This is a genomic window from Aquitalea aquatica, assembly GCF_013911085.1.
Taxonomy (GTDB): Bacteria; Pseudomonadota; Gammaproteobacteria; order Burkholderiales; family Chromobacteriaceae; genus Aquitalea; species Aquitalea aquatica.
Map to the genome: position 1 here is coordinate 334,934 of NZ_JACERN010000039.1, position 21,671 is coordinate 356,604.

28 protein-coding genes are annotated in these 21,671 nt (G+C 57.5%); 18 read left to right on the forward strand and 10 right to left on the reverse strand.

What is annotated here, in order from left to right; translation table 11 throughout:
• Positions 1-2: 2 nt before the first annotated feature.
• The 15 genes from rplE to rplQ all read left to right on the forward strand — a co-directional run bounded on the left by rplE (position 3) and on the right by rplQ (position 7,946).
• On the forward strand, positions 3-542 hold the full coding sequence (gene rplE, locus H2Z84_RS16485) for a 50S ribosomal protein L5 (protein WP_045846874.1): 540 nt from the start codon (positions 3-5) through the stop codon (positions 540-542).
• Positions 543-546: 4 nt separating this feature from the next.
• Positions 547-852 (forward strand): 30S ribosomal protein S14, encoded by a 306-nt coding sequence (gene rpsN / locus H2Z84_RS16490; protein ID WP_045846875.1) that lies wholly within the window; start codon positions 547-549, stop codon positions 850-852.
• A 14-nt stretch (positions 853-866) separates the two neighbouring features.
• Positions 867-1,262 carry a 30S ribosomal protein S8 gene (gene rpsH / locus H2Z84_RS16495; protein ID WP_059287130.1) on the forward strand — a complete coding sequence of 132 codons (396 nt, stop codon included), beginning with the start codon at positions 867-869 and terminating at the stop codon, positions 1,260-1,262.
• Between the two features lie 9 nt (positions 1,263-1,271).
• Positions 1,272-1,805 (forward strand): 50S ribosomal protein L6, encoded by a 534-nt coding sequence (rplF, locus tag H2Z84_RS16500; RefSeq protein WP_103522829.1) that lies wholly within the window; start codon positions 1,272-1,274, stop codon positions 1,803-1,805.
• 13 nt (positions 1,806-1,818) lie between these two features.
• Positions 1,819-2,172 (forward strand): 50S ribosomal protein L18, encoded by a 354-nt coding sequence (gene rplR, locus H2Z84_RS16505; protein ID WP_181836914.1) that lies wholly within the window; start codon positions 1,819-1,821, stop codon positions 2,170-2,172.
• Positions 2,173-2,185: 13 nt separating this feature from the next.
• Positions 2,186-2,704 (forward strand): 30S ribosomal protein S5, encoded by a 519-nt coding sequence (gene rpsE, locus H2Z84_RS16510; RefSeq protein WP_059284788.1) that lies wholly within the window; start codon positions 2,186-2,188, stop codon positions 2,702-2,704.
• Positions 2,697-2,882 carry a 50S ribosomal protein L30 gene (gene rpmD, locus H2Z84_RS16515; RefSeq protein WP_059284787.1) on the forward strand — a complete coding sequence of 62 codons (186 nt, stop codon included), beginning with the start codon at positions 2,697-2,699 and terminating at the stop codon, positions 2,880-2,882. Before rpsE ends, rpmD begins: the two co-directional genes overlap by 8 nt.
• Before the next feature lie 3 nt (positions 2,883-2,885).
• A complete protein-coding gene (gene rplO / locus H2Z84_RS16520) occupies positions 2,886-3,317 on the forward strand; it encodes a 50S ribosomal protein L15 (RefSeq protein WP_124644162.1) in 432 nt (143 codons plus the stop codon).
• A gap of 11 nt (positions 3,318-3,328) precedes the next feature.
• Positions 3,329-4,648, forward strand: coding sequence for a preprotein translocase subunit SecY (gene secY, locus H2Z84_RS16525; protein WP_181836915.1), 1,320 nt, complete (start codon positions 3,329-3,331; stop codon positions 4,646-4,648).
• Positions 4,649-4,921: 273 nt separating this feature from the next.
• Positions 4,922-5,035 carry a 50S ribosomal protein L36 gene (gene rpmJ / locus H2Z84_RS16530; RefSeq protein ID WP_011137711.1) on the forward strand — a complete coding sequence of 38 codons (114 nt, stop codon included), beginning with the start codon at positions 4,922-4,924 and terminating at the stop codon, positions 5,033-5,035.
• Between the two features lie 70 nt (positions 5,036-5,105).
• Complete coding sequence (gene rpsM, locus H2Z84_RS16535) at positions 5,106-5,468, forward strand: 30S ribosomal protein S13 (protein ID WP_103522827.1); 363 nt, start codon at positions 5,106-5,108, stop codon at positions 5,466-5,468.
• A gap of 16 nt (positions 5,469-5,484) precedes the next feature.
• On the forward strand, positions 5,485-5,880 hold the full coding sequence (gene rpsK, locus H2Z84_RS16540; protein WP_008955659.1) for a 30S ribosomal protein S11: 396 nt from the start codon (positions 5,485-5,487) through the stop codon (positions 5,878-5,880).
• Between the two features lie 18 nt (positions 5,881-5,898).
• Complete coding sequence (rpsD, locus tag H2Z84_RS16545) at positions 5,899-6,519, forward strand: 30S ribosomal protein S4 (RefSeq protein WP_059284783.1); 621 nt, start codon at positions 5,899-5,901, stop codon at positions 6,517-6,519.
• 23 nt (positions 6,520-6,542) lie between these two features.
• The gene (locus H2Z84_RS16550) at positions 6,543-7,526 is read left to right on the forward strand and encodes a DNA-directed RNA polymerase subunit alpha (RefSeq protein ID WP_059284782.1); all 984 of its coding nucleotides are present in this window, start codon (positions 6,543-6,545) and stop codon (positions 7,524-7,526) included.
• Between the two features lie 24 nt (positions 7,527-7,550).
• Positions 7,551-7,946 (forward strand): 50S ribosomal protein L17, encoded by a 396-nt coding sequence (gene rplQ, locus H2Z84_RS16555; protein WP_103522826.1) that lies wholly within the window; start codon positions 7,551-7,553, stop codon positions 7,944-7,946.
• A 180-nt stretch (positions 7,947-8,126) separates the two neighbouring features.
• On the opposite strand, the gene H2Z84_RS16560 is transcribed toward rplQ, so the two are convergent.
• Together H2Z84_RS16560 and H2Z84_RS16565 are read right to left on the reverse strand one after the other, a co-directional pair.
• Entirely contained in the window at positions 8,127-8,924 is a 798-nt protein-coding gene (locus H2Z84_RS16560) for an MOSC domain-containing protein (protein ID WP_181836916.1), read from the reverse strand.
• A 36-nt stretch (positions 8,925-8,960) separates the two neighbouring features.
• Complete coding sequence (locus tag H2Z84_RS16565) at positions 8,961-10,379, reverse strand: aminotransferase-like domain-containing protein (RefSeq protein ID WP_181836917.1); 1,419 nt, start codon at positions 10,377-10,379, stop codon at positions 8,961-8,963.
• A 178-nt stretch (positions 10,380-10,557) separates the two neighbouring features.
• Here H2Z84_RS16565 and aptA point away from each other — a divergent pair, with 178 nt between their 5' ends.
• From aptA to H2Z84_RS16580, 3 genes are all read left to right on the forward strand, one after another.
• Positions 10,558-11,874 (forward strand): omega-aminotransferase AptA, encoded by a 1,317-nt coding sequence (gene aptA, locus H2Z84_RS16570; protein ID WP_103522823.1) that lies wholly within the window; start codon positions 10,558-10,560, stop codon positions 11,872-11,874.
• 35 nt (positions 11,875-11,909) lie between these two features.
• Positions 11,910-13,397: a CoA-acylating methylmalonate-semialdehyde dehydrogenase gene (locus H2Z84_RS16575; RefSeq protein ID WP_103522822.1), complete on the forward strand. Its 1,488-nt coding sequence runs from the start codon at positions 11,910-11,912 to the stop codon at positions 13,395-13,397.
• 273 nt (positions 13,398-13,670) lie between these two features.
• Entirely contained in the window at positions 13,671-15,311 is a 1,641-nt protein-coding gene (locus H2Z84_RS16580; protein ID WP_181836918.1) for a methyl-accepting chemotaxis protein, read from the forward strand.
• Positions 15,312-15,357: 46 nt separating this feature from the next.
• Here the strand turns inward: H2Z84_RS16580 and lnt are convergent, their stop codons facing one another.
• The 8 genes from lnt to H2Z84_RS16620 are packed head-to-tail and all read right to left on the reverse strand — an operon-like array spanning position 15,358 to position 21,613.
• Positions 15,358-16,872 carry an apolipoprotein N-acyltransferase gene (gene lnt, locus H2Z84_RS16585; protein WP_181836919.1) on the reverse strand — a complete coding sequence of 505 codons (1,515 nt, stop codon included), beginning with the start codon at positions 16,870-16,872 and terminating at the stop codon, positions 15,358-15,360.
• Position 16,873: 1 nt separating this feature from the next.
• A complete protein-coding gene (locus H2Z84_RS16590; RefSeq protein WP_181836920.1) occupies positions 16,874-17,728 on the reverse strand; it encodes a CorC family transporter in 855 nt (284 codons plus the stop codon).
• Between the two features lie 4 nt (positions 17,729-17,732).
• Complete coding sequence (gene ybeY / locus H2Z84_RS16595; protein WP_181836921.1) at positions 17,733-18,239, reverse strand: rRNA maturation RNase YbeY; 507 nt, start codon at positions 18,237-18,239, stop codon at positions 17,733-17,735.
• Positions 18,217-19,176 (reverse strand): PhoH family protein, encoded by a 960-nt coding sequence (locus tag H2Z84_RS16600; RefSeq protein WP_124644172.1) that lies wholly within the window; start codon positions 19,174-19,176, stop codon positions 18,217-18,219. Before H2Z84_RS16600 ends, ybeY begins: the two co-directional genes overlap by 23 nt.
• A gap of 19 nt (positions 19,177-19,195) precedes the next feature.
• Entirely contained in the window at positions 19,196-19,546 is a 351-nt protein-coding gene (locus H2Z84_RS16605; RefSeq protein ID WP_181836922.1) for a hypothetical protein, read from the reverse strand.
• On the reverse strand, positions 19,543-19,848 hold the full coding sequence (locus H2Z84_RS16610; protein ID WP_181836923.1) for a YciI family protein: 306 nt from the start codon (positions 19,846-19,848) through the stop codon (positions 19,543-19,545). The genes H2Z84_RS16605 and H2Z84_RS16610 overlap by 4 nt, the downstream gene beginning before the upstream one ends.
• 22 nt (positions 19,849-19,870) lie before the next feature.
• On the reverse strand, positions 19,871-21,205 hold the full coding sequence (miaB, locus tag H2Z84_RS16615) for a tRNA (N6-isopentenyl adenosine(37)-C2)-methylthiotransferase MiaB (RefSeq protein ID WP_181836924.1): 1,335 nt from the start codon (positions 21,203-21,205) through the stop codon (positions 19,871-19,873).
• A gap of 36 nt (positions 21,206-21,241) precedes the next feature.
• Positions 21,242-21,613: a hypothetical protein gene (locus tag H2Z84_RS16620; RefSeq protein ID WP_181836925.1), complete on the reverse strand. Its 372-nt coding sequence runs from the start codon at positions 21,611-21,613 to the stop codon at positions 21,242-21,244.
• Positions 21,614-21,671: the final 58 nt, after the last annotated feature.

Genomic DNA, 21,671 nt, shown 5'->3' on the forward strand with positions numbered 1-21,671 from the left:
ACATGGCACGTTTCTACGATTTCTACAAAGACAGCGTAGTGCCGGAACTGATGAAACAGTTCGGCTACAAGTCGATCATGGAAGTACCGCGCATCGAGAAGATCACCGTCAACATGGGTGTGGGCGAAGCTGTTGCCGATAAAAAGGTAATGGAGTTTGCCGTGGGCGATATGGAAAAGATCGCCGGCCAGAAGCCGGTTGTCACCACCGCTCGCAAATCCATCGCTGGCTTCAAGATTCGCGATGACTATCCGGTCGGCTGCAAGGTAACCCTGCGCCGTGAACGCATGTACGAATTCCTGGACCGTCTGGTGACCATCGCGTTGCCGCGTGTCCGTGACTTCCGTGGTGTTTCCGCCAAGTCTTTTGATGGCCGCGGCAACTACAACATGGGCGTCAAGGAACAGATCATCTTCCCGGAAATCGAGTACGACAAGATCGATGCTCTGCGTGGTATGAACATTACTGTTACCACTACGGCGAAGACTGACGAAGAGGCCCGCGCACTGCTGGCCGCGTTCAAGTTCCCGTTCAAGGGTTAAGCACATGGCAAAACTTGCACTGATCAAGCGTGAAGAGAAGCGCGTTAAGGTGGCTGAAAAATTTGCCGCTAAGCGCGAAGCCCTCATCGCTACCATCAACAATCAAAGCCTCTCGGAAGAAGAACGCTTTGCCGCTCGCCTGCAACTGCAGCAGCTGCCGCGCAATGCTTCCCCGGTTCGCCAGCGTCGTCGCTGTGCTATCACCGGTCGTCCGCGTGGTGTGTTCCGTAAATTTGGTCTGGGTCGTAACAAACTCCGCGAAATCGCCATGAAGGGCGAAATTCCGGGTGTTGTTAAGGCCAGCTGGTAATAGGAGATACATAAATGAGCATGCACGATCCTATTTCCGATATGTTGACCCGCATCCGTAACGGCCAAATGGCTTCCAAGGTGGCTGTTGCAATGCCGTCTTCCAAGCTGAAAATTGCGCTGGCACAGGTGCTGAAAGAAGAAGGCTACATCGAAGATTTCGCCGTTGCCGGCGAAGCCAAGAAGCCTGTTCTTGATATCCAGCTCAAGTACTACGCTGGCCGTCCGGTGATCGAGCGCATTGACCGCGTTTCGCGTCCTGGCCTGCGCGTATACAAGGGCTCCACCGAAATCCCGAAGGTAATGAATGGTCTGGGCGTAGCGATTCTGTCTACCTCCAAGGGCATCATGACCGATCGTAAAGCACGCGCTGCCGGTATCGGCGGTGAGCTGCTCTGCGTTGTGGCGTAAGGGGGTCAAATGTCTCGCGTAGCTAAGAATCCCGTAGCCATTCCGGCTGGCGTCGAAGTGAAATTCGGTGCTGCAGAAGTGACCGTAAAGGGTGCCCTGGGCTCCCTGAGCGCCGCTCTGTGCAATGACGTTGAAATCAAGTTCGACAACAACGAACTGACTTTCGCGGCTAAAAACGACAGCAAGTTCGCACGTGCCATGTCCGGCACCCTGCGTGCTCTGCTGAACAATATGGTACTTGGTGTCTCCAAGGGCTTCGAGAAGAAGCTGCAGCTGGTAGGCGTGGGCTATCGTGCCCAGGCTCAAGGCGACATCCTGAACCTGTCTCTGGGTTTCTCTCACCCGGTAGCTCACCAGATGCCTGCTGGCATCAAGGCTGAGACTCCGACTCAGACCGAGATCCTGATCAAGGGTGCTGACAAGCAACTCGTTGGCCAGATCGCTGCCGAAATCCGCGCATACCGTTCCCCGGAACCCTATAAGGGTAAGGGCGTTCGTTACGCTGATGAGGTTGTGGTTCTGAAAGAAACCAAGAAGAAGTAACTGAGGCACTGACATGGACAAGAAACAAGCTCGACTCCGCCGTGCACGTAAAACCCGTGCTCGGATTGCGGAGCTCAAGATGGTGCGTCTCACTGTTTACCGCACCAACAGCCACATTTATGCCCAGATCATTGATGAAACTGGCAGCAAGGTACTGGCAAGTGCTTCCACTCTGGAAGCCGAAGTACGCGCTGATGTTTCCAATGGTGGCAATGTGACCGCTGCAGCCGTAGTCGGTAAGCGCATCGCTGAAAAAGCCAAGGCAGCCGGTATTTCGACCGTGGCATTTGACCGTTCCGGTTTCAAATACCATGGCCGTATGAAGGCTGTGGCAGACGCAGCCCGTGAACACGGTCTCGTATTCTAATTCGGAGTGAAGAATGGCTAAGCACGAAATGGAAGATCGTGGCGACGGTCTGGTCGAGAAGATGATCAGCGTCAACCGCGTCACCAAAGTGGTTAAGGGCGGCCGTATTATGGCTTTCTCCGCCTTGACCGTCGTTGGTGATGGCGATGGCGGCATCGGTATGGGCAAAGGTCGTTCCAAGGAAGTTCCGGTTGCCGTACAAAAGGCAATGGAACAGGCCCGCCGCAATCTGGTAAAGATCCCGCTGCGTAATGGTACCCTGCACCACACCGTATCGGGTAAGCACGGTGCTACTACCGTCTTTATCCAGCCGGCTAAAGAAGGTACTGGTGTTAAGGCCGGTGGCCCGATGCGTGCAATTTTTGACGCAATGGGTATTCACAATGTTTCGGCCAAGATTCATGGTTCCACCAACCCGTATAACGTGGTTCGTGCAACTCTGGACGGCCTGAGCAAGATTAGCACCGCCTCTCAGGTTGCCGCCAAGCGCGGTCTGACCGTTGACGAGATCCTGGGGGTTAATCATGAGTAACGCCAACACTGTAAAGGTAACTCTGGTAAAGAGCCTGATCGGTCGTCTGGAATCCCACAAGGCTTGCGCCCGTGGTCTGGGTCTGAAAAAGATCCGCCAGACTGTGGAAGTGCTCGATACCCCTGAAAACCGTGGCATGATCAACAAGATCAGCTACCTGCTCAAATTCGAGGGCTAAGAGATGCTGCTGAACACCATTCAACCCGGTGACGGCGCCAAGCATGCGAAGCGTCGTGTAGGTCGCGGTATTGGTAGCGGCCTGGGTAAGACTGCCGGTCGTGGCCATAAAGGTCAAAAGAGCCGTGCAGGTGGTTTCCACAAGGTCGGTTTTGAAGGCGGTCAAATGCCGCTGCAACGTCGCCTGCCGAAACGTGGCTTCAAGTCGCTGACGGCTCGCTTCAATGCAGAGGTTCGCCTGTCCGAACTGAACTTGCTGCCGGTCGATGAAATCGATCTGTTGTCGCTCAAGCAAGCTGGTCTGGTTGCTGCTCAGGCTCTGGTAGCCAAGGTAGTACTGTCTGGCAAGATCGAGCGTGCTGTTAAGCTGCGTGGTATTGCAGCGACTGCCGGCGCTCGCGCTGCCATCGAAGCTGCCGGCGGCAGTATTGAATAAGGCGCACTTACGTGTCGAATACTTCTCTAGTGGGAAATGCCAATAAATTTGGTGATTTGAAGCGCCGTATCATGTTTTTGATCGGAGCTTTGATTGTTTACCGCATCGGCGCTCATATTCCGGTGCCTGGTATCAATCCTGCCGAACTAGCGAAGTTGTTCCACACGTCGCAGACGGGCCTGCTCGACATGTTCAACATGTTCTCGGGCGGTGCCCTCTCGAGATTTACGGTATTTGCCCTGGGCATCATGCCGTACATCTCTGCTTCCATCATTCTTCAGCTCGCTTCCGAGGTTTTACCTAGCTTGAAGCAGCTGAAGAAGGAAGGCGACGCGGGACGTCGTAAGGTAACCCAGTACACACGTTATGCAACCGTATTGCTGGCCTCGTTTCAGAGTTTCAGTATCGCGGTAATGCTGTTTAAGCAGCCTAACCTGGTGGTGACTGCCCAGTGGGAGTTCTACCTGACAACCGTGGTAACCCTGGTTACCGGCACCATGTTCCTCATGTGGCTGGGTGAGCAGATTACCGAGCGTGGTATCGGCAACGGTATCTCGCTGATCATCTGTGCAGGTATTGCATCAGGTGTTCCGGCTGCCATTGGCAAGACGCTCACGCTGACCAGTCAAGGCTCGCTGCCCATCCTGTTTACCATCGTGCTGTTTGTTGGTGTTGCACTGATGACCTACGTTGTTGTGTTCGCAGAACGCGGCCAGCGTAAGGTATTGGTCAACTATGCCAAACGGCAGGTTGGTAATCGTGTCATGCAGGGCCAGAGCACGCATATGCCGCTCAAGCTCAACATGGCAGGGGTGATTCCGCCGATTTTTGCATCCAGTATCATTCTGTTTCCTGCCACTATTCTTGGTTGGCTCGGTAACAATGAAAGCCTGGGTTGGCTCAAGGGCGTGGCTGACAAGCTGCATCCCGGACAGCCCATCTATGTGCTGCTGTATGCAACGGCCATCATTTTCTTCTGTTATTTCTACACTGCTCTCGTTTTCAATCCGAAAGAGACGGCAGATAACCTGAAGAAAAGTGGTGCTTTCATCCCAGGTATCCGTCCAGGTGAGCAGACTTCGCGTTACATCGAGAAGATCATTCTGCGGCTGACACTTATCGGTGCGATCTACATTACGCTGGTTTGTCTGTTGCCGGAATTCCTCATCTTGAAGTGGAATGTACCGTTCTACTTCGGTGGTACATCACTGCTGATTATCGTGGTGGTCACCATGGATTTCATGGCTCAGGTTCAGTCCTACGTACTGTCGCATCAGTATGAGAGCTTGCTGAAGAAGGCTAACTTCAAAGGCAATGCCCTTACCCGCTGACACACGTGTTCTCGCTGGGTTATATGGCTAGGTAAGACACCATCCAGATGCAGGGTGAGATCAGGCAGTGGTACTTAGGTGCTACTGCAGGATCAAACTTGAGAATGGACACGTAGTAATTGGGCGTAAACAGTAATGACACAGATGTCCCATCTGTGTCCTGGCTGTTTACAAGGTTACGGTGGAGCTATTCCATCCGATTTGACCTCTGCCCGTATCGTGTTCCGTGCGAAATAACGCACTCGCTCTTTTAGAGTAACGAAAGGAACTGACATGCGAGTACAGCCTTCGGTAAAGAAGATTTGCCGTAACTGCAAAATCATCCGTCGCAATCGCGTAGTTCGCGTGATCTGCACGGACCCGCGTCACAAGCAAAAGCAAGGCTAACATTTGTTAGACCTGACTTTGCGTGTTACAATCGCAAACTTTTCAAGGTCTTAAGGCTTAAGGAAAGAGTATGGCCCGTATTGCAGGGGTAAATATCCCCAATCATGCGCATGCCGTTATCGGCCTGCAGGCAATTTTCGGCATCGGTCAGACTCGCGCCCAGCAGATTTGTGTTGCTGCCAGCGTGAATCCCTCCACCAAGGTGAAGGATCTGACAGAAGCTGAGATGGAAACTCTGCGTGAAGCAGTGGCGAAGTTCACCGTTGAAGGTGACCTGCGTCGCGAAATCACTATGAGCATCAAGCGTCTGATGGACATGGGCTGCTATCGCGGTCTGCGTCATCGTCGTGGCCTGCCGTGTCGCGGTCAGCGCACTCGCACTAACGCTCGTACCCGCAAGGGACCGCGTAAGGCGATCGCCGGCAAGAAGTAACTAAAGGAACACAGAAATGGCTAAAGCAAACACAGCTGTCCGTGTACGTAAAAAAGTGCGCAAGTCTGTTAGCGAAGGTATCGTGCACGTGCACGCTTCGTTCAACAACACCATCATCACTATCACCGACCGTCAAGGCAATGCACTGTCTTGGGCTACCTCTGGCGGCGCTGGTTTTAAGGGCTCGCGCAAAAGTACACCCTTTGCTGCTCAGGTAGCAGCAGAGCACGCTGGTAAAGTTGCCCAAGAATACGGTGTGAAGAACCTCGAAGTTCGTATCAAGGGCCCGGGTCCGGGTCGTGAATCCGCTGTTCGCGCACTCAACGCGCTGGGTTTCAAGATCACCAGCATCTCCGACGTGACGCCGGTACCGCACAACGGTTGCCGTCCGCCCAAAAAACGTCGTATTTAATTCGGAGAGTGTGAGAACATGGCACGTTATATCGGCCCGAAATGTAAGCTCGCTCGTCGTGAAGGCACCGACCTTTTCCTGAAGAGCGCGCGTCGTGCACTGGATTCCAAGTGCAAACTGGACACCCCTCCTGGCCAGCATGGCGCTCGTAAGAGCCGCCTGTCTGACTACGGTGTCCAGCTGCGTGAAAAGCAGAAAATCCGCCGTATCTATGGCGTACTCGAGCGTCAGTTCCGCAACTACTTTGCGGAAGCTGTGCGTCGTAAAGGCTCCACTGGTGAAAACCTGCTGAAGCTGCTCGAGGCCCGTCTGGATAACGTTGTATATCGCATGGGCTTTGGCTCCACTCGTGCAGAAGCACGTCAGCTGGTAAGCCACAAGGCTATCGTTGTGAACGGCCAGGTAGTTAACATTCCGTCTTTCCAGGTTAAAGCTGGTGACGTTGTGTCTGTCCGCGAAAAGGCCAAGAAACAGGCCCGTATCGTAGAAGGTCTGGCTCTGGCTGAGCAAGGTGGTTTCCCTACTTGGGTGTCGGTTGACTCCAAGAAGATGGAAGGCGTCTTCAAATCTGCTCCGGAACGTTCCGAACTGTCTAGCGATATCAACGAACAACTCGTTGTGGAATTCTACTCCAAGTAATCGCTAGCTCTTAGGGAATGACTATGCAAAACAGCGCTTCGGAATTTTTGAAACCTCGTCTGATTGACGTGCAGCCGGTCTCTGCGACCCATGCACGCGTATCGATGGAGCCGTTCGAGCGTGGGTACGCCCACACTCTGGGAAACTCGCTGCGCCGCATTCTGCTGTCGTCGATGCCGGGCTTTGCTCCTACCGAAGTGACTATCGCTGGCGTTTTGCATGAGTATTCCGCTCTTGATGGCGTGCGTGAGGATGTCGTAGACATCCTCCTCAACCTCAAGGGCGTAGTGCTTAAGCTGCATGGTCGTGACAGTGTTGTGCTGACCCTGAAAAAGGAAGGCGAAGGCGCTGTCTTGGCTGGCGATATCGAGTTGCCGCATGACGTGGAAGTGATCAATCCGGAACACGTGATTGCTCATCTCTCCGTTGGTGGCAAAATCGACATGGAGATCAAGGTCGAAAAAGGCCGTGGCTATCAGCCTGTGTCTGTTCGGTCCATGCATGAAGAAAACCGTTCCATCGGTACCATTCAACTGGATGCTTCCTTCTCGCCGGTTCGCCGTGTGAGTTTTGCAGTGGAAAGCGCCCGTGTTGAGCAACGTACCGACCTCGACCGCCTGGTTCTCGATATTGAGACCAACGGCGTCATCGAACCGGAACAGGCCGTGCGTAATGCGGCACGTATTCTGATGGATCAGCTGTCGATCTTTGCTGACCTCCAAGGCACAGCGGTTGAAGAAGTCGTTGAAAAGGCGCCGCCGATCGATCCGATCTTGCTGCGTCCGGTAGACGATCTTGAACTGACGGTTCGTTCGGCCAACTGCCTGAAGGCAGAGAACATTTACTACATCGGCGATCTGATCCAGCGTACTGAAACCGAGCTTCTGAAGACTCCGAACCTCGGTCGCAAGTCGCTGAACGAGATCAAAGAAGTTCTCGCTTCTAAGGGCCTGACTCTCGGCATGAAGCTCGAGAATTGGCCTCCGGCTGGTCTGGAAAAGCCGTAAGTTTGAGACTAAAGGACATTAACAATGCGTCATCGTTACAGTAATCGTAAACTGAACCGCACGACCAGCCATCGTCTGGCGATGCTGCGCAACATGGCGAATTCGCTGCTGAAGCACGAAGTTATCGTGACCACGCTGCCGAAAGCCAAGGAACTGCGTCGTGTGGCCGAGCCGCTGATTACGCTCGGCAAAAAGCCGTCTCTCGCCAACCGTCGTCTGGCGTTTGACCGCACTCGTGACCGCGATATCGTGGTTAAACTCTTCGACGAACTCGGCCCGCGCTTCTCCGCCCGCAATGGTGGTTATGTGCGTATTCTGAAGTACGGTTTCCGCAAGGGCGACAACGCCCCGATGGCTCTGGTAGAGCTGGTGGATCGTGCAGAAGATGCCGTCGCAGTCGTAGATGACTCCGCTGAGTAATATTCAGTGAAGTTGTGAAAAAAGCCAGCGTAAGCTGGCTTTTTTCATTTCTACATCTGTTTCAGCCCAGAATTGCTTCTTTGTGCTGATCAGCATGGAGTTTGACTGGTTCAATTGCGATGTTTGGCAGTTCTGGCGCAATGGCACCGCTTTAGCGGGCCATTATGCCGTGTTGTTGATTCAGAATGCGTAGCGTGATTCCACCACTTCCACTGCAGCGCCCAACTCCAGTATCCCTTCGCTGCGGGCGATCAGGTTGACCCCAAAACAGATGCCCTCGGGTAGTTGGCGGGTACGAATCAAGGTATGCATCGGCTCGTTGTTGCTGGAGAATTCGCCGGTTTGTGGATCAACCGTGGTTAGCTGGCAGCGGGTGCAGGGCTTGGCCACATCAAACAGCATGTCGCCAATGCGAATCACGCTCCAATCATCTTCCTCATAGGGCAAGGCATCCGTAATCACCAGATTCGGGCGGAAGTGACGCAGGCTGACTGGCTGTGCCAATTCCTGATTCAAGGTATCCAGCGAAGCCTGATTGACCAGCAGATAAGGGTAGCCGTCGGCAAACGACATGGGCGTGTTGCCATTTTGCAGGGTGCGGCGTGATTGCATGCCCAGCCACAGCAACTTGCACGGAATACCCATGTACTGGCTAAGCCAGTCATCCACCTTGCTATCACCGTGCAGGGCGCTGAATTCATCTTTCCAAACCGCAGTGACCACGGGCTGGGTATAAACCTGAGTCATGGCCATCACTGCCGACATACCGGGTGCTTTCAGCAGCATGCCGCCGGGAATCAGATCCATTTCAATCAATACCATGCGCGGAAATTCGCGGGCGGTCAGAAAACGACCTTCCGCTGTAACCAGCAGCCATTCACGATCGTGCAGCAAGCCCTGTTGGCTGGCATAGGCACGGCTATAGGCAATACCACGGGCAGATTTCATCGGATGCACGAACATTTGGCTCAGTTGCATAAATACTCCGCTAACAATGGTGGTTTGCTGCTCATGCTAGCACTGCTGGCCAGCTCTGGCACGGGTGTGATCCTGCAGGAAGCGCCATAAGCGCTCATCCTGGCTGTAGGCCACATTGAAGCGCAGCCAGTTGCTGGCTTCGCCGTAGGGGCGGAACAAGTGCCCTGGGGCCAGTAGGATATCCTGCTTCAAGGCCTGTTCTGCCAACTGCATGCTGTCGATGGTGTGTGGTGGCCTGGCGCACAGAAACAGCCCGTTGGCAGGACGGGTAAACAGCTCCCATCCCAGTGCGTGCAAACGCTCGGCTGCAAGAAACTGTGCTTCTGCCAGGCGAGACCTCAGCTTTTCCACCTGACGGCGGTAGCGACCTTCGTTCAGCATTTCCAGCACCACTCGCTCGTTCAGCTCCGGTGTGGTCAGGCCGGACATCATTTTGTAGCGCAGCAGCTTTTCCACACTATCGGCCGGACAGGCGATAAAACCCACGCGCAAGCCCGGCGACAGGGTCTTGGAAAAACTGTCGATGTAGATGACACGACGCAGGCCATCCAGTGCAGCCAGTGTGGGTTGGCGGCCATGGGTGAAGTCACCCGAGACATTGTCTTCTACCAGCAACAAATCGTATTGCTCGGCCAACTTGAGTACCTGATGCGCCGTTTGCACCGAATAACTGGCACCGGTGGGGTTTTGCAGCCAGGGGTTGGTGAAGAAGGCGCGTGGCCGATGCGTTTCAAGCAAGGTTTGCAAGGCAGGGATATCCGGTCCTTGCTCGGTCCACGGCACGCCCACCAGGTTGAAACCACGAAATGCCAGGCAGGACATCAGATTGCAATAGCCCGGATCGTCTACCAGGATGGTATCGCCGGGGCGCAGTAGCGCACAGGCCACCATATCGAGCGCCTTGCTGGCACCCTGCGTCAGCAGAATGTCGTCGCCCTGTACCGGTACACCTTTTTCTGCCAGCTGTTGTGCAAGTTGCCGGCGTAATACCGGATAACCTTTGGGGTCGCCATAACGCAGATTCATGTCACCATGCCGTGCCAGCGCACGCAGGGCTTTCTGCTGGGCCACGATGTCATACCAGGCGGGAGGCAGCCAGCCACAACCAGCCTGCAAGGCCTGTTCTGAATGCTCGTAGACATTGCGCAACAGCCAGTGTTCATCGATGGGCAGATCTTCCAGACGCGCCGCCTGGCGCAGGCTACTGGCACGCTGACGCGCTTCCACGTAAAAGCCCGAACCCGGCCGCGAACGCAGATAGCCCTGTGACAGCAAGCGGTCGTAGGCCTCGACTACGGTAAACGGGCTGACACCATTATCCGTAGCGAAGCGGCGTATCGAGGGTATGCGTGTGCCGGGCCGCCAGTGGCCGGCGTCGATGGCTTGGCTAATGGCACTGACAATGGCGTCGACCAAGGTCTGGCCGGCTTGTGGACTGATGCTCAGGCTGGTCATGGTTGTTTTCCACAGGAGGCAAGCAGGCAGCTAGCTGCTGTGCTTGCTGAACTGTACCGGTTAATTTACCGATACGGTCGTAGCAAATATCTGCATAACTGTACCTGTAATTGTATTGGTGTGATGACTAAATTGTCAGACATCAGGCAGAGACGACTGCCGTCAGGAGGAAGAACACATGACCGAACTCAATATGGACGCATTCTGGATGCCGTTTACGGCTAACCGCCATTTCAAGAGCGCACCGCGCATGCTGGTGAGCGCTGATGGCATGTACTACAAGGACGATGCTGGCCGCGACATCATGGATGGCTGTGCCGGCCTGTGGTGTGTGAATGCCGGTCACAATCGCAAGCCGATTGTCGAAGCCATCCAGAAGCAGATCGCCACCCTGGATTACGCGCCGCCCTTCCAGATTGGCCATCCCAAGGCTTTCGAGGCCGCGGAAAAGCTGGCAGCCATGGCGCCCAAGGGTTTGTCCAAGGTGTTCTATGTCAACTCCGGTTCCGAAGCCGCTGACACCGCACTGAAGATGGCGGTGGCCTATCACCGCGTGCGCGGTGATGCGGCCCGCGTCAAGCTGATCGGCCGTGAGCGTGGTTATCACGGTGTCAACTTCGGTGGTATTTCGGTCGGCGGCATTGCCGGCAACCGCAAGCTGTTCCCGGTGGCCCTGCCGACGGTAGATCACCTGCGCAGCACCCACGATCTGGGCCGCAATGCCTTTACCCGTGGTGAGCCGGAATTCGGTGCCGAATTCGCCGACGAGCTGGAAGCGCGCATTACCACCCTGCATGACCCGTCGACCATTGCCGCCGTGATTGTCGAGCCGATGGCCGGCTCCACCGGCGTGCTGATTCCGCCCAAGGGCTATCTCAAGCGCTTGCGTCAGATCTGCGACAAATACGGCATCTTGCTGATTTTTGATGAAGTGATCACCGGTTTTGGTCGTCTGGGTGCGGACTGGGCTGCCAACAAATTCGATGTACTGCCCGACATCATCACCTGCGCCAAGGGCCTGTCCAATGGCGTGGTGCCGATGGGCGCGCTGCTGGTCAAGCCGGAAATTCACGATGCCTTCATGGCAGCGGCGGCTGATCGTGCCATCGAATTCCCGCATGGTTATACCTATTCCGCACACCCGCTGGCCTGCGCGGCCTCCATTGCCACGCTGGACCTGTACCAGGAAGAGGGCTTGTTCCAGCGTGCCGCCGCCTTGTCCGGCCAGTTCGAAACCAAGGCGCACCAGCTCAAGAGCGTGAAAAACGTCAAGGACATCCGCAACCTGGGCCTGGTGGCCGGCATTGAACTCGACAGCCGTCCGGGTGCCCCGGGTGCGCGTGGCTTTGATGTCTTCCTCAAGTGCTGGGAAGCCGGTGTGCTGGTGCGCTTTACTGGCGACATCATCGCCGTATCGCCGCCGCTGATCATCAGCGAAGCTGAAATCGACCGCTTGTTCGCCGTAATTGGCGACGCTATCCAGGCCACGGCCTGAACGTATACCTCCAGCAAGAACGGACAGGATTCAAGATGAAAACCATTGCACATTTTATTGGCGGCGAACTGTATCAGGGCCAGAGCGGCCGCGTGGCCGATGTTTACAATCCGGCGCTGGGCGAAGTGGTGGCCCAGGTTGGTCTGGCCAGTGTGGATGAAGTGAACGCGGCGGTAGCCAATGCTCGCCGCGCTTTCCCGGCCTGGGCCGAGACCTCGCCGCTGAAGCGCTCGCGGGTGATGTTCAAGTTCAAGGAGCTGCTGGAAGCCAATCAGCGTCAGCTGGCTGAAATCATCTCCGCCGAACACGGCAAGGTGGTATCGGATGCGCTGGGCGAGGTGACCCGTGGTCTGGAAGTGGTGGAGTTCGCCTGTGGTATTCCGCAACTGCTCAAGGGTGAATTCACCGAGCAGGTGGGTACTGGCATCGACAGCCACTCCATGCGCCAGCCGCTGGGGGTGGTGGCCGGTATCACACCGTTCAACTTCCCGGCCATGGTGCCGCTGTGGATGTTGCCGGTAGCCATTGCCTGCGGTAACTGCTTCATTCTGAAACCGTCGGAGCGCGATCCGTCGGCCGCTCTGTTCCTGGCCGATCTGCTGCAGCAGGCCGGCCTGCCGGATGGCGTGTTCAATGTGGTGCATGGTGACAAGCTGGCAGTGGATACACTGTTGACCCACCCGGATGTGGCCGCCATCAGCTTTGTCGGTTCCACGCCGATTGCCCAGTACATCTATGAAACCGGGGCCCGCCACGGCAAGCGTGTACAGGCACTGGGTGGTGCGAAGAACCATATGGTGGTGATGCCGGATGCCGATCTGGATGGCACGGTGGAAGCGCTGATGGGCGCCGGTTACGGTTCGGCCGGCGAACGCTGCATGGCCATTTCGGTTGCGGTTGCCGTGGGTGATGTCGCGGACAAGCTGGTTGAGCGGCTGAAGGCCCGTGCGGCCACGCTGAAAATCGGCGTGGGTGCCGATGCCGCAGCCGAGATGGGCCCGCTGGTAACCCGTCAACATCGCGACAAGGTCAAAGGCTATGTCGACCAGGGTGTGGCCGAAGGCGCAACATTGTTGCTGGACGGGCGCGATTATCAGCACCCTGGCCATGAGAACGGTTTCTTCCTCGGCCCCTGCCTGTTTGATCACGTCACTCCGGAAATGACCATCTACAAGGAAGAGATTTTCGGGCCGGTATTGTCGGTGGTACGCGTACCGGACTTCGATAGCGCGGTGAATCTGATCAATGCCCATCCCTATGCCAATGGCACCGCCATCTTTACCCGCTCCGGTGGCGCGGCACGCGAGTTCTCGCACCGCATCCAGGTGGGCATGGTCGGCGTGAACGTGCCGATTCCGGTACCGATGGCCTTCCATAGCTTTGGTGGCTGGAAAGCCTCGCTGTTTGGCGACCATCACATGCATGGTCCGGAAGGGGTGCGTTTCTACACCCGCATGAAGACCATCACCAGCCGCTGGCCGGAAAAACTGACTGCCGAATTCGTGATGCCCACCATGAAATAAGGACGACCCAGAGGCGGAGCCTGCGGGCTACCCATCTCTTTTGACCCGGCCCAAGGCCGGGTTTTTTTATGTCTGTTGTGGTCGCGGTACCGCTAGGAATAGCCGGATTTGATGAAATTGAGGGTGTATTCTGAAAGATGCTCCTCTAATTTGAAATATATCCATGGGTAAACCCCTGTGGCTTGTTACCGGCATCGCGGTAGAATGACGATGTGCTGATATTTAGAGCAGTTGCTTGCTAGAAACACTGCCAACGGGACTAGAGAGAAAACCATGGGAAAAAATACCGGAATGAGCTTGCGCGCACGGCTGATCGCCTGGCTATTGCTGGTGGCCTTGCTGATCTGTGCCTTGAGTGGGCTGGCCTTGTTCAACCAGCGCAATGCCATGTTGCATGACCGACAGGACAAGACGCGCAATCTGACGGAAAGCGCGCTGGGTGTGATCAGCAGCTATGAAGCGCTGGAAGCCAGTGGCAAGCTGAGTGAGGCACAGGCCAAGCAGATGGCCGCCGCCGCCTTGATGGCCAGTCACTATGACAAGAAAGAATATTTCTTTGGCTACGACCAGAACTGGAACTACGTCATCCATGGGGCCAAGGCCGCCATGCTGGGTAAAAACGTACAGGGGATGAAAACCCCGACTGGTGTCGATCTGGGGCAGCTGTTCCAGGAGACGGTCAGCAAGGGAAATGGGCAGGGTTTCGCCGAATATGTGTGGGACAAGCCGGGCTTTGATCAGCCGCAGCCGAAGATTTCCTATTTGATGACCAGTGCGCGCTGGCACTGGGTGATTGGTACCGGCATTTACCTGGATGATGTCCACGCCGCTTTCATGCAGCAGCTGTGGCTCACCCTGCTGGAAGTGGCGGCCATCCTGCTGCTGCTGCTGATTGCCGGGGTGTTCCTGATGCGCAGCATTCTGGGGCAGTTGGGGGCCGACCCCGGCGATACCATGCGCGTGGTGCGCCGTATCGCCGATGGCCACCTGGATACCGTGGTGCCCTTGCAAGCCGGTGACAAGAGCAGCGTGATGGCTGCGGTGGCCGACATGCAGCAGCACCTGAAGCAGCTGGTGCGCGAGATTGCCGACGAGGCCGGCCGCTTGTCGCAGATGAGTTCCGACGTGGCGCGCCGCTCCGATGCCGTGGTTAGTGGGTCCGACCGGCAAAGTGAAGCGGCGGCTGCCATGGCGGCTTCGATCGAGCAGCTTACCGTCAGCATCAATCATATTTCCAGCCATGCCCAGGACGCACGCAACCTGTCGCAAGAATCAGGCCGCTTGTCACGGGAAGGGGGCGAGGTGATTTCCAGCGCGGTGAGCGAAATGCACCGTATTAATGAATCGGTGGATCAGGCGGCGGTGACCATTGCCGATCTGGCCAGCAAGACCCAGACCATCTCCAGCATCATGCAGGTGATCAAGGATATTGCCGACCAGACCAATCTGCTGGCACTTAACGCGGCGATCGAGGCAGCACGTGCCGGCGAGATGGGCCGTGGCTTTGCCGTGGTGGCCGACGAGGTGCGCAAGCTATCCGAGCGCACTGGGCAGGCTACCCAGGAAATTGCCGGCATGATCCAGGAAATCCAGACCAGTTCGGACCAGTCGCGTGCCTGTATGGAAGAGGCGGTAGGACGGGTGAAAACCGGTTTGCAACTGGCAGTGCAGGGCGGCGAGGCCATCTCGCATATTCGCGACAGTGCCACCGGGGTGGTGGACGTGGTGAACGAGATTTCTCATGCGCTGAAAGAGCAGGGCAGTGCCAGTAATGAAATCGCCCAGCATGTGGAACAGATTGCCCGCAGCGCCAGCAGCAATGCCGCAGAATCCGCCGGTACTTCGCAGGAAGTGCAGGCCATGCATAGCCTGGCCAGTGATTTGCGCCAGTTGGTGTCGCGCTTCCACGTTTGATCTGGCCCCGTGCCAAGGAAAAAGCCCTCGGATGAGGGCTTTTTTGTTATGCCGCAGCTTCCGGCGGGCGGCTGCTTTGCCGCCGCTGCCAGGCCCCCAGGCCGATGGCCAGCAGCAGCAGGGCGATGCAGCTGCTGATCACCGGCTGGTTGCCGTGCTGCATATAGGGAGTTAGGCCCTGATAATCCTGCACCATGCCCTCCAGCACTTGTTGGGTGAAGGGAGCGGCCACGCTGGCAATCTGGCCATCGGGGCGGATGATGGCGGTCATGCCGGTATTGGTGGCGCGCAGCATGAAGCGGCCGGTTTCCAGCGCCCGCGCCTGTGACAGCTGCAGATGCTGGCTCATGGCCACGCTTTTGCCAAACCAGGCCAGATTGCTGACATTGGCCAGTATGCCGGCCTGTGCCGCCGGGCCGATCAGCTCTTCGCCAAAGCTGTCTTCATAGCAGATATTGAAGGCGATCTTGTGGCCGGCCAGCAGCAGCGGAGCCTGGTTGGCACCGCCACGGCTGAAACCGGACAGCGGCATGTTCATGTACTGGTAAATCCAGCCGATCAGCGCCGGCAGCGGGATGAACTCGCCAAACGGTACCAGGTGATCCTTGGCGTAATAGGGCTGGGCGCTGTCGGTGAGGGTAACCACTGCGTTCAGGTAGCCACGGCCATCGTTGGTGCGGCGTGGAATGCCGGTGGCCAGGGCCATGTTCTTGCGGCGGGCATCGCCAGCAATCATGGTCAGATAGCCAGAGGGCAGATCGTCCAGGAATACCGGCAGCGCGGTTTCCGGCAGGATCATCACATCGGCCTGGGTGCTGGCCACCTGCTGGTAATAAATCTTCAGGGTTTCCTCGAAGGTAGCCGGGTCCCATTTGATGGCCTGGGCAATATCACCCTGTGCCAGCGCCACGCGGTAGGGCTTGCCTGCCGGGGTCGTCCAGTTGATGGATTGCAGCCAGAAACCACCACTCCACAGCAGGGTGATGCCGATCACCGCGGCCATGCGCTGCAGGCGGCTGCCAGTGGCGACCAAGACCAGCGCACCGGCGCTGAGAGCCACCAGCCAGCTGGCCAGATGGATGCCGCCGATGGGAATGAAACCGGACAGCGGGCTTTCCGTTACTTGCGAATAACCGATGGCGCCCCAGGGAAAGCCGGTCATCACCCAGCTGCGTAGCCATTCGCCCAGCTCCCACAGTGCGGGGAAGGCGAGCAGCCAGCGCACCCAGGGCCGCTGGTCGATGCGCGTGGTCAGCCAGCAGGCCAGCCCTGGCCAGATGGCCAGATAGGCTGGCAGCAGTAGCACCAGCGGAGCGGCCAGCAGGGCGGGCAGGCCGGCAACATCGTGCAGGCTGTGGTAGATCCAGTTGAAGTTGCTGGTGTAGGCGGCCACACCCCAGACATAGCCAGTGCGGAAGGCTAGTTGTGGGTTGCGTTGCACCAGTTGTGCCAGCGCCGCCAGCGACAGTGGCAGCAGACCATACAGCCGGTACGGCGCAAAGCCGTACAGGGTCAGGGCGCCGGCGATGGCGGCGGCAATCAGCACAAACAGGGTGCGCATGTCAGTCGTGGCTGCTCTCGAGGGTATTGGGGTGCAGACGTTCTACCAGCAGGGTTTGCAGGCGGCGGCTGTCAGCACGCAATACGGTGAAGCGTAGCGAACCGGATTCCACGGTTTCACCACGTTTGGGCAGATGGCCGATCAGCGAAATCACCAGGCCGCCCACGGTATCGACGTCGTCGTCATCGTAGCTGGTGGCGAAGTATTCGTTGAAGTCAGCCACTTCGGTGAGGGCGTTGACACGATAACGCTGGTCGCGTACCGGCACGATATTGTTGTCGTCTTCTTCGAAGTCGTATTCGTCTTCGATGTCGCCGACGATCTGTTCGATCACATCCTCGATGGTCACCAGACCGGACACGCCGCCGTATTCGTCCACCACGATGGCCATGTGGTTGCGGTTGGAGCGAAATTCGCGCAGCAGTACGTCGAGCGGCTTGGATTCCGGCACGAACACGCCAGCGCGCAGCGTGGCGCGCAGATCGAAGGTTTTGGGCGCATGGAAGTAATGCAGCAGATCCTTGGCCAGCAGAATGCCCAGCACGTCGTCCTTGTTATCGCCGATTACCGGAAAGCGCGAGTGGCCGGTGCGCAGCACATCCGGCAGCAGGCGCTCGATGGGGTCGTCGATACGGATGACGTCCATCTGGCTGCGCGGAATCATCACGTCGCGGGCGGTCAGGTCACTGACTTCCAGCACGCCTTCGATCATGGCCAGCGCTTCAGCGTCCAGCAGATTGCGTTCAAAGGCGGAGTGCAACAGGGTAATCAGCTCCTCGCGGTCTTCCGGTTCGCGCAGGAGCATGGCGGACAAGCGTTCCAACAGGCTGGGCTTGTGTTTACTGGGGTCTTCCATGGGGTTAGCGTTTTTCCTCTAGATAGGGATCGGGATATCCTAACTTCGCAAGAATGACAGTTTCAAGCGTTTCCATGATTTCCGCTTCTTCGTCATCCTCGTGATCATAACCTTGCAAGTGCAACATGCCGTGCACCAGCAGGTGGGCATAGTGGGCCATCAGGTCTATGCCTTGCTCGGCGGCTTCTTTTTCCACCACCTCGGTACACAGCACCAGATCGCCAAATAGCGGCAGATCGGCAATGTTCTCGCCTTCATTCAGCGCAAAAGACAGCACATTGGTGGCGTAGTCCTTGCCGCGGTAGGTGTGGTTGAGGCTGCGGCCTTCTTCACTGCCCACCAGCAGGATGCTGACCTGGGCCTGCTGCACATCGGCTTGCAGGGCAGCCTGACAGCAACGGCGGATCAGTTTGGCATCGGGCAGTTGCTGTGCCTGGCTGCGGTCTTCCAGCGTCAGTTGCAGACGGGCGGCTAGGCGCGTCAGCGGGTTATTTCGCTTGGCTTGTTTCATCGTTCTTCAATTGATAGTGGTCGTAGGCATCGACAATTTTCTGCACCAGTGGATGGCGCACCACGTCTTCGCTCTGGAAATGATGGAAATGGATGCCGCGTACCTGGCCCAGAATCTTTTCCACTTCCACCAGCCCGCTTTTCTGGTGGCGCTGCAAGTCGATCTGCGTCACGTCACCGGTAATGACTGCACGCGAGCCAAAGCCGATGCGGGTGAGGAACATCTTCATCTGCTCCGGCGTGGTGTTTTGCGCCTCGTCCAGAATGATGAAAGCATTGTTGAGCGTGCGGCCACGCATATAGGCCAGCGGGGCGATTTCGATCAGGTTCTTCTCGAATAGCCGGGTGACGCGGTCGAAGCCCATCAGGTCGTACAGCGCGTCGTACAGCGGGCGCAGGTAAGGGTCTACCTTCTGCGCCAGATCTCCGGGCAAAAAACCCAGCTTTTCGCCGGCTTCCACCGCCGGGCGTACCAGCACGATGCGCTTGATGGCATCGCGCTCCATGGCATCCACCGCGCAGGCCACCGCCAGGTAGGTTTTGCCGGTACCGGCCGGGCCAATGCCGAAGGTAATGTCATGCTGGCTGATGGCCTTGATATAGCCGCTCTGGCGCGGGGTGCGCCCGCGCAGGTCGCCACGGCGGGTCAGCAGCACCGGCACATCGGCATCCTGCTGCTCGTGCTGGCGTACTTCCACCAGTTCCAGCTGCACGTCGTCGATGGAGATATCACGCTTTTCCGCCAGTAGATACAGCCGGGTCAGGCTGTATACCGCCAGATCGGCGTGCTCGCCGCTGCACTTGAAGTGCTCGCCACGGCGCTGGATCTGTACATCCAGACCGGTTTCGATCTGCTTGAGGTTTTCATCCAGCGGGCCGCACAGGCGGGCCAGCCGTTCATTGTCGACCGGATTGAAACTGAGAGGAGTGGTATTCATCGTGTAGGCGAAAGGTGGTTCAGTGGCTGAACAGCAAGGCAAACCAGAAGCTGGCTTCCAGTACAAGCAGCACGCTGGCCAGCAGGGTCAGCAGCATGAACAGGCCATTGCGCAGGCCGGCCAGGCTGAGCTTGTCCAGCAGATACAGCAGCAGGGCATACAGCGCCAGCGTGCCGCCAATGGCCGCCGGGCCGATCAGCAGCAACAGCGAGCGGCTACCCCAGCCGCCATTCACGCCGGGCTGACCCAGCAACAGGCTGGGCACGAGTAACAGCGGCAGGATGATGAGGCAGGCCAAGGCTGCCCGGCGGGCGTGGCGGCTGAGCGGACGGGGCACCAGCAATAGCTGGCTAGCGGAGTTCTGGCTCACGGCGCTGGCTCCTCCGCCGGGACGGCCAGCACTTCCAGCCCGGGGGCGGTCATGCTGGGGTGAAATTCGGTGATGTCGTAACGCGCCAGCCCAGCCAGGGCGAACGGGTCCTGTGCCAGCCTTTGTTGAAGGGCATGGCGATCACCTCTGGCCAGAATAATGCCACCCGTGCGCGGTTCCTTGCGACCGGAGGCGAGAAACAGCCCGTCGGCGTAGCACTGTTTCAACCACAGCACATGCTGTGCCAGCTGGGCGTCGATCTCTTCCAGCGGGGCGATATAACTGAGTGCAACTATAAACATGACGGGCCTTTGCGCGGGGGGTTTACGCGGTTTCGTGGGTGAGGATTTCACCCATCAGCGAGTGCGGACGGGCATCGGTAATCACCACGTCTACCATCTGCTTGAGCAGGCGCGGCTGGCCAACAAAATTCACCACCCGGTTGTTGGCCGTGCGGGCTGCCAGCATGTTCGGGTCTTTCTTGGAGATATTCTCCACCAGCACGCGCTGCACGCTGCCGACCATGCTCTGGTTGATGGCATAACCGCGAGCCTCAATGACTTCGTTCAGCGCTTCTAGCCGGCGCACTTTTTCCGTGTGCGGGGTGTCGTCGACCAGATTGGCGGCCGGCGTGCCAGGGCGGGCGCTGTAGATGAAGACATAGCTGAAGTCGAATTCCAGGTCTTTGACCAGCTTCAGGGTTTGCTCGAAATCCGCTTCGGTTTCACCCGGGAAGCCGACAATGAAGTCGGATGACAGGCACAGGTCCGGGCGCAGCACGCGCAGCTTGCGGATGATGGACTTGTATTCCAGCCCGGTATAGCCGCGCTTCATGGCGGTCAGGATGCGGTCGGAACCGCTTTGTACCGGCAGGTGCAGGTGCGATACCAGCTTGGGCAGCTTGCCGTAGCAGTCGATGATGCGCTGGGTGAATTCACGCGGATGGCTGGTGGTAAAGCGCAGTCGCTCCACGCCCGGCATTTCGTGTACGTATTCCAGCAGCAAGGCGAAGTCGGCAATCTCGCCATCCGCCATCAGGCCGCGATAGGCGTTGACGTTCTGCCCCAGCAAGGTGATTTCCTTCACGCCCTGCTGGGTGAGACCGGCGATTTCGGTCAGCACATCTTCAAACGGGCGCGATACTTCCTCACCACGGGTATAAGGCACCACACAGAAGGAACAGTACTTGGAGCAGCCTTCCATGATGGAGACAAAGGCTGCAGCACCGTCGACCTTGGCCGGCGGGATGTGGTCGAATTTCTCGATCTCGGGGAAGGAAATATCCACCTGGGCCGCGCCGCTGTGCTGGCGGGCGCGGATCATCTCCGGCAGGCGGTGCAGGGTTTGCGGGCCGAATACCACATCCACATACGGCGCGCGTTTGACGATGGTATCGCCTTCCTGCGAGGCCACGCAGCCGCCGACGCCGATGATCAGGTCGGGGCGGGCTTCTTTCAGCGGGCGGATGCGGCCGAGGTCGGAGAATACTTTTTCCTGGGCTTTTTCCCGCACGCTGCAGGTGTTGAACAGGATGACGTCGGCTTCTTCGGGATTGTCTGTCTTGATCATGCCTTCGGCATCGCCCAGAACGTCGACCATTTTGTCAGAGTCGTATTCGTTCATCTGGCAGCCAAAGGTCTTGATGTATACCTTCTTCATTGCTACGCGGATTCCAGCTGGTTCATTGGGTGGGCCTTACTGCTGACGCTGCTGCAGCAGCTCGATTTCAGCATCGCTCAGCACCCAGATACGGTTGATATTGCCTTGCAGATCCAGCGTGATGCCGACCGTCTGCCCCACCAGGGTGGGCAACTGGCCGGTGAGCAGGAAGCGGTTGTCGCCGTCGTAGATGCGCAGGCCAGGTGCGGTGGCATAGCTCTGACCGGTGGGGATCAGTGTCGCCAGCAGCGCGCGCAGCAAGGAGCTTTCGCTCTTCACGAAAGTGACGGTGTTGTTGTCCACGCTGGAGATGGTGCCGGCCAGGATATTGGCGGGCAGCAGTCTGTTCACGGCTATGGCTGGCAGTGACAGCAGGCAGAGCAAGAGGGCGGTGATGAGTGTTTTCATAATCAAATGAATGTGTTGGCCGATTTTAGCACAGCCGGCCTGCTGGCGCAGGGGACTT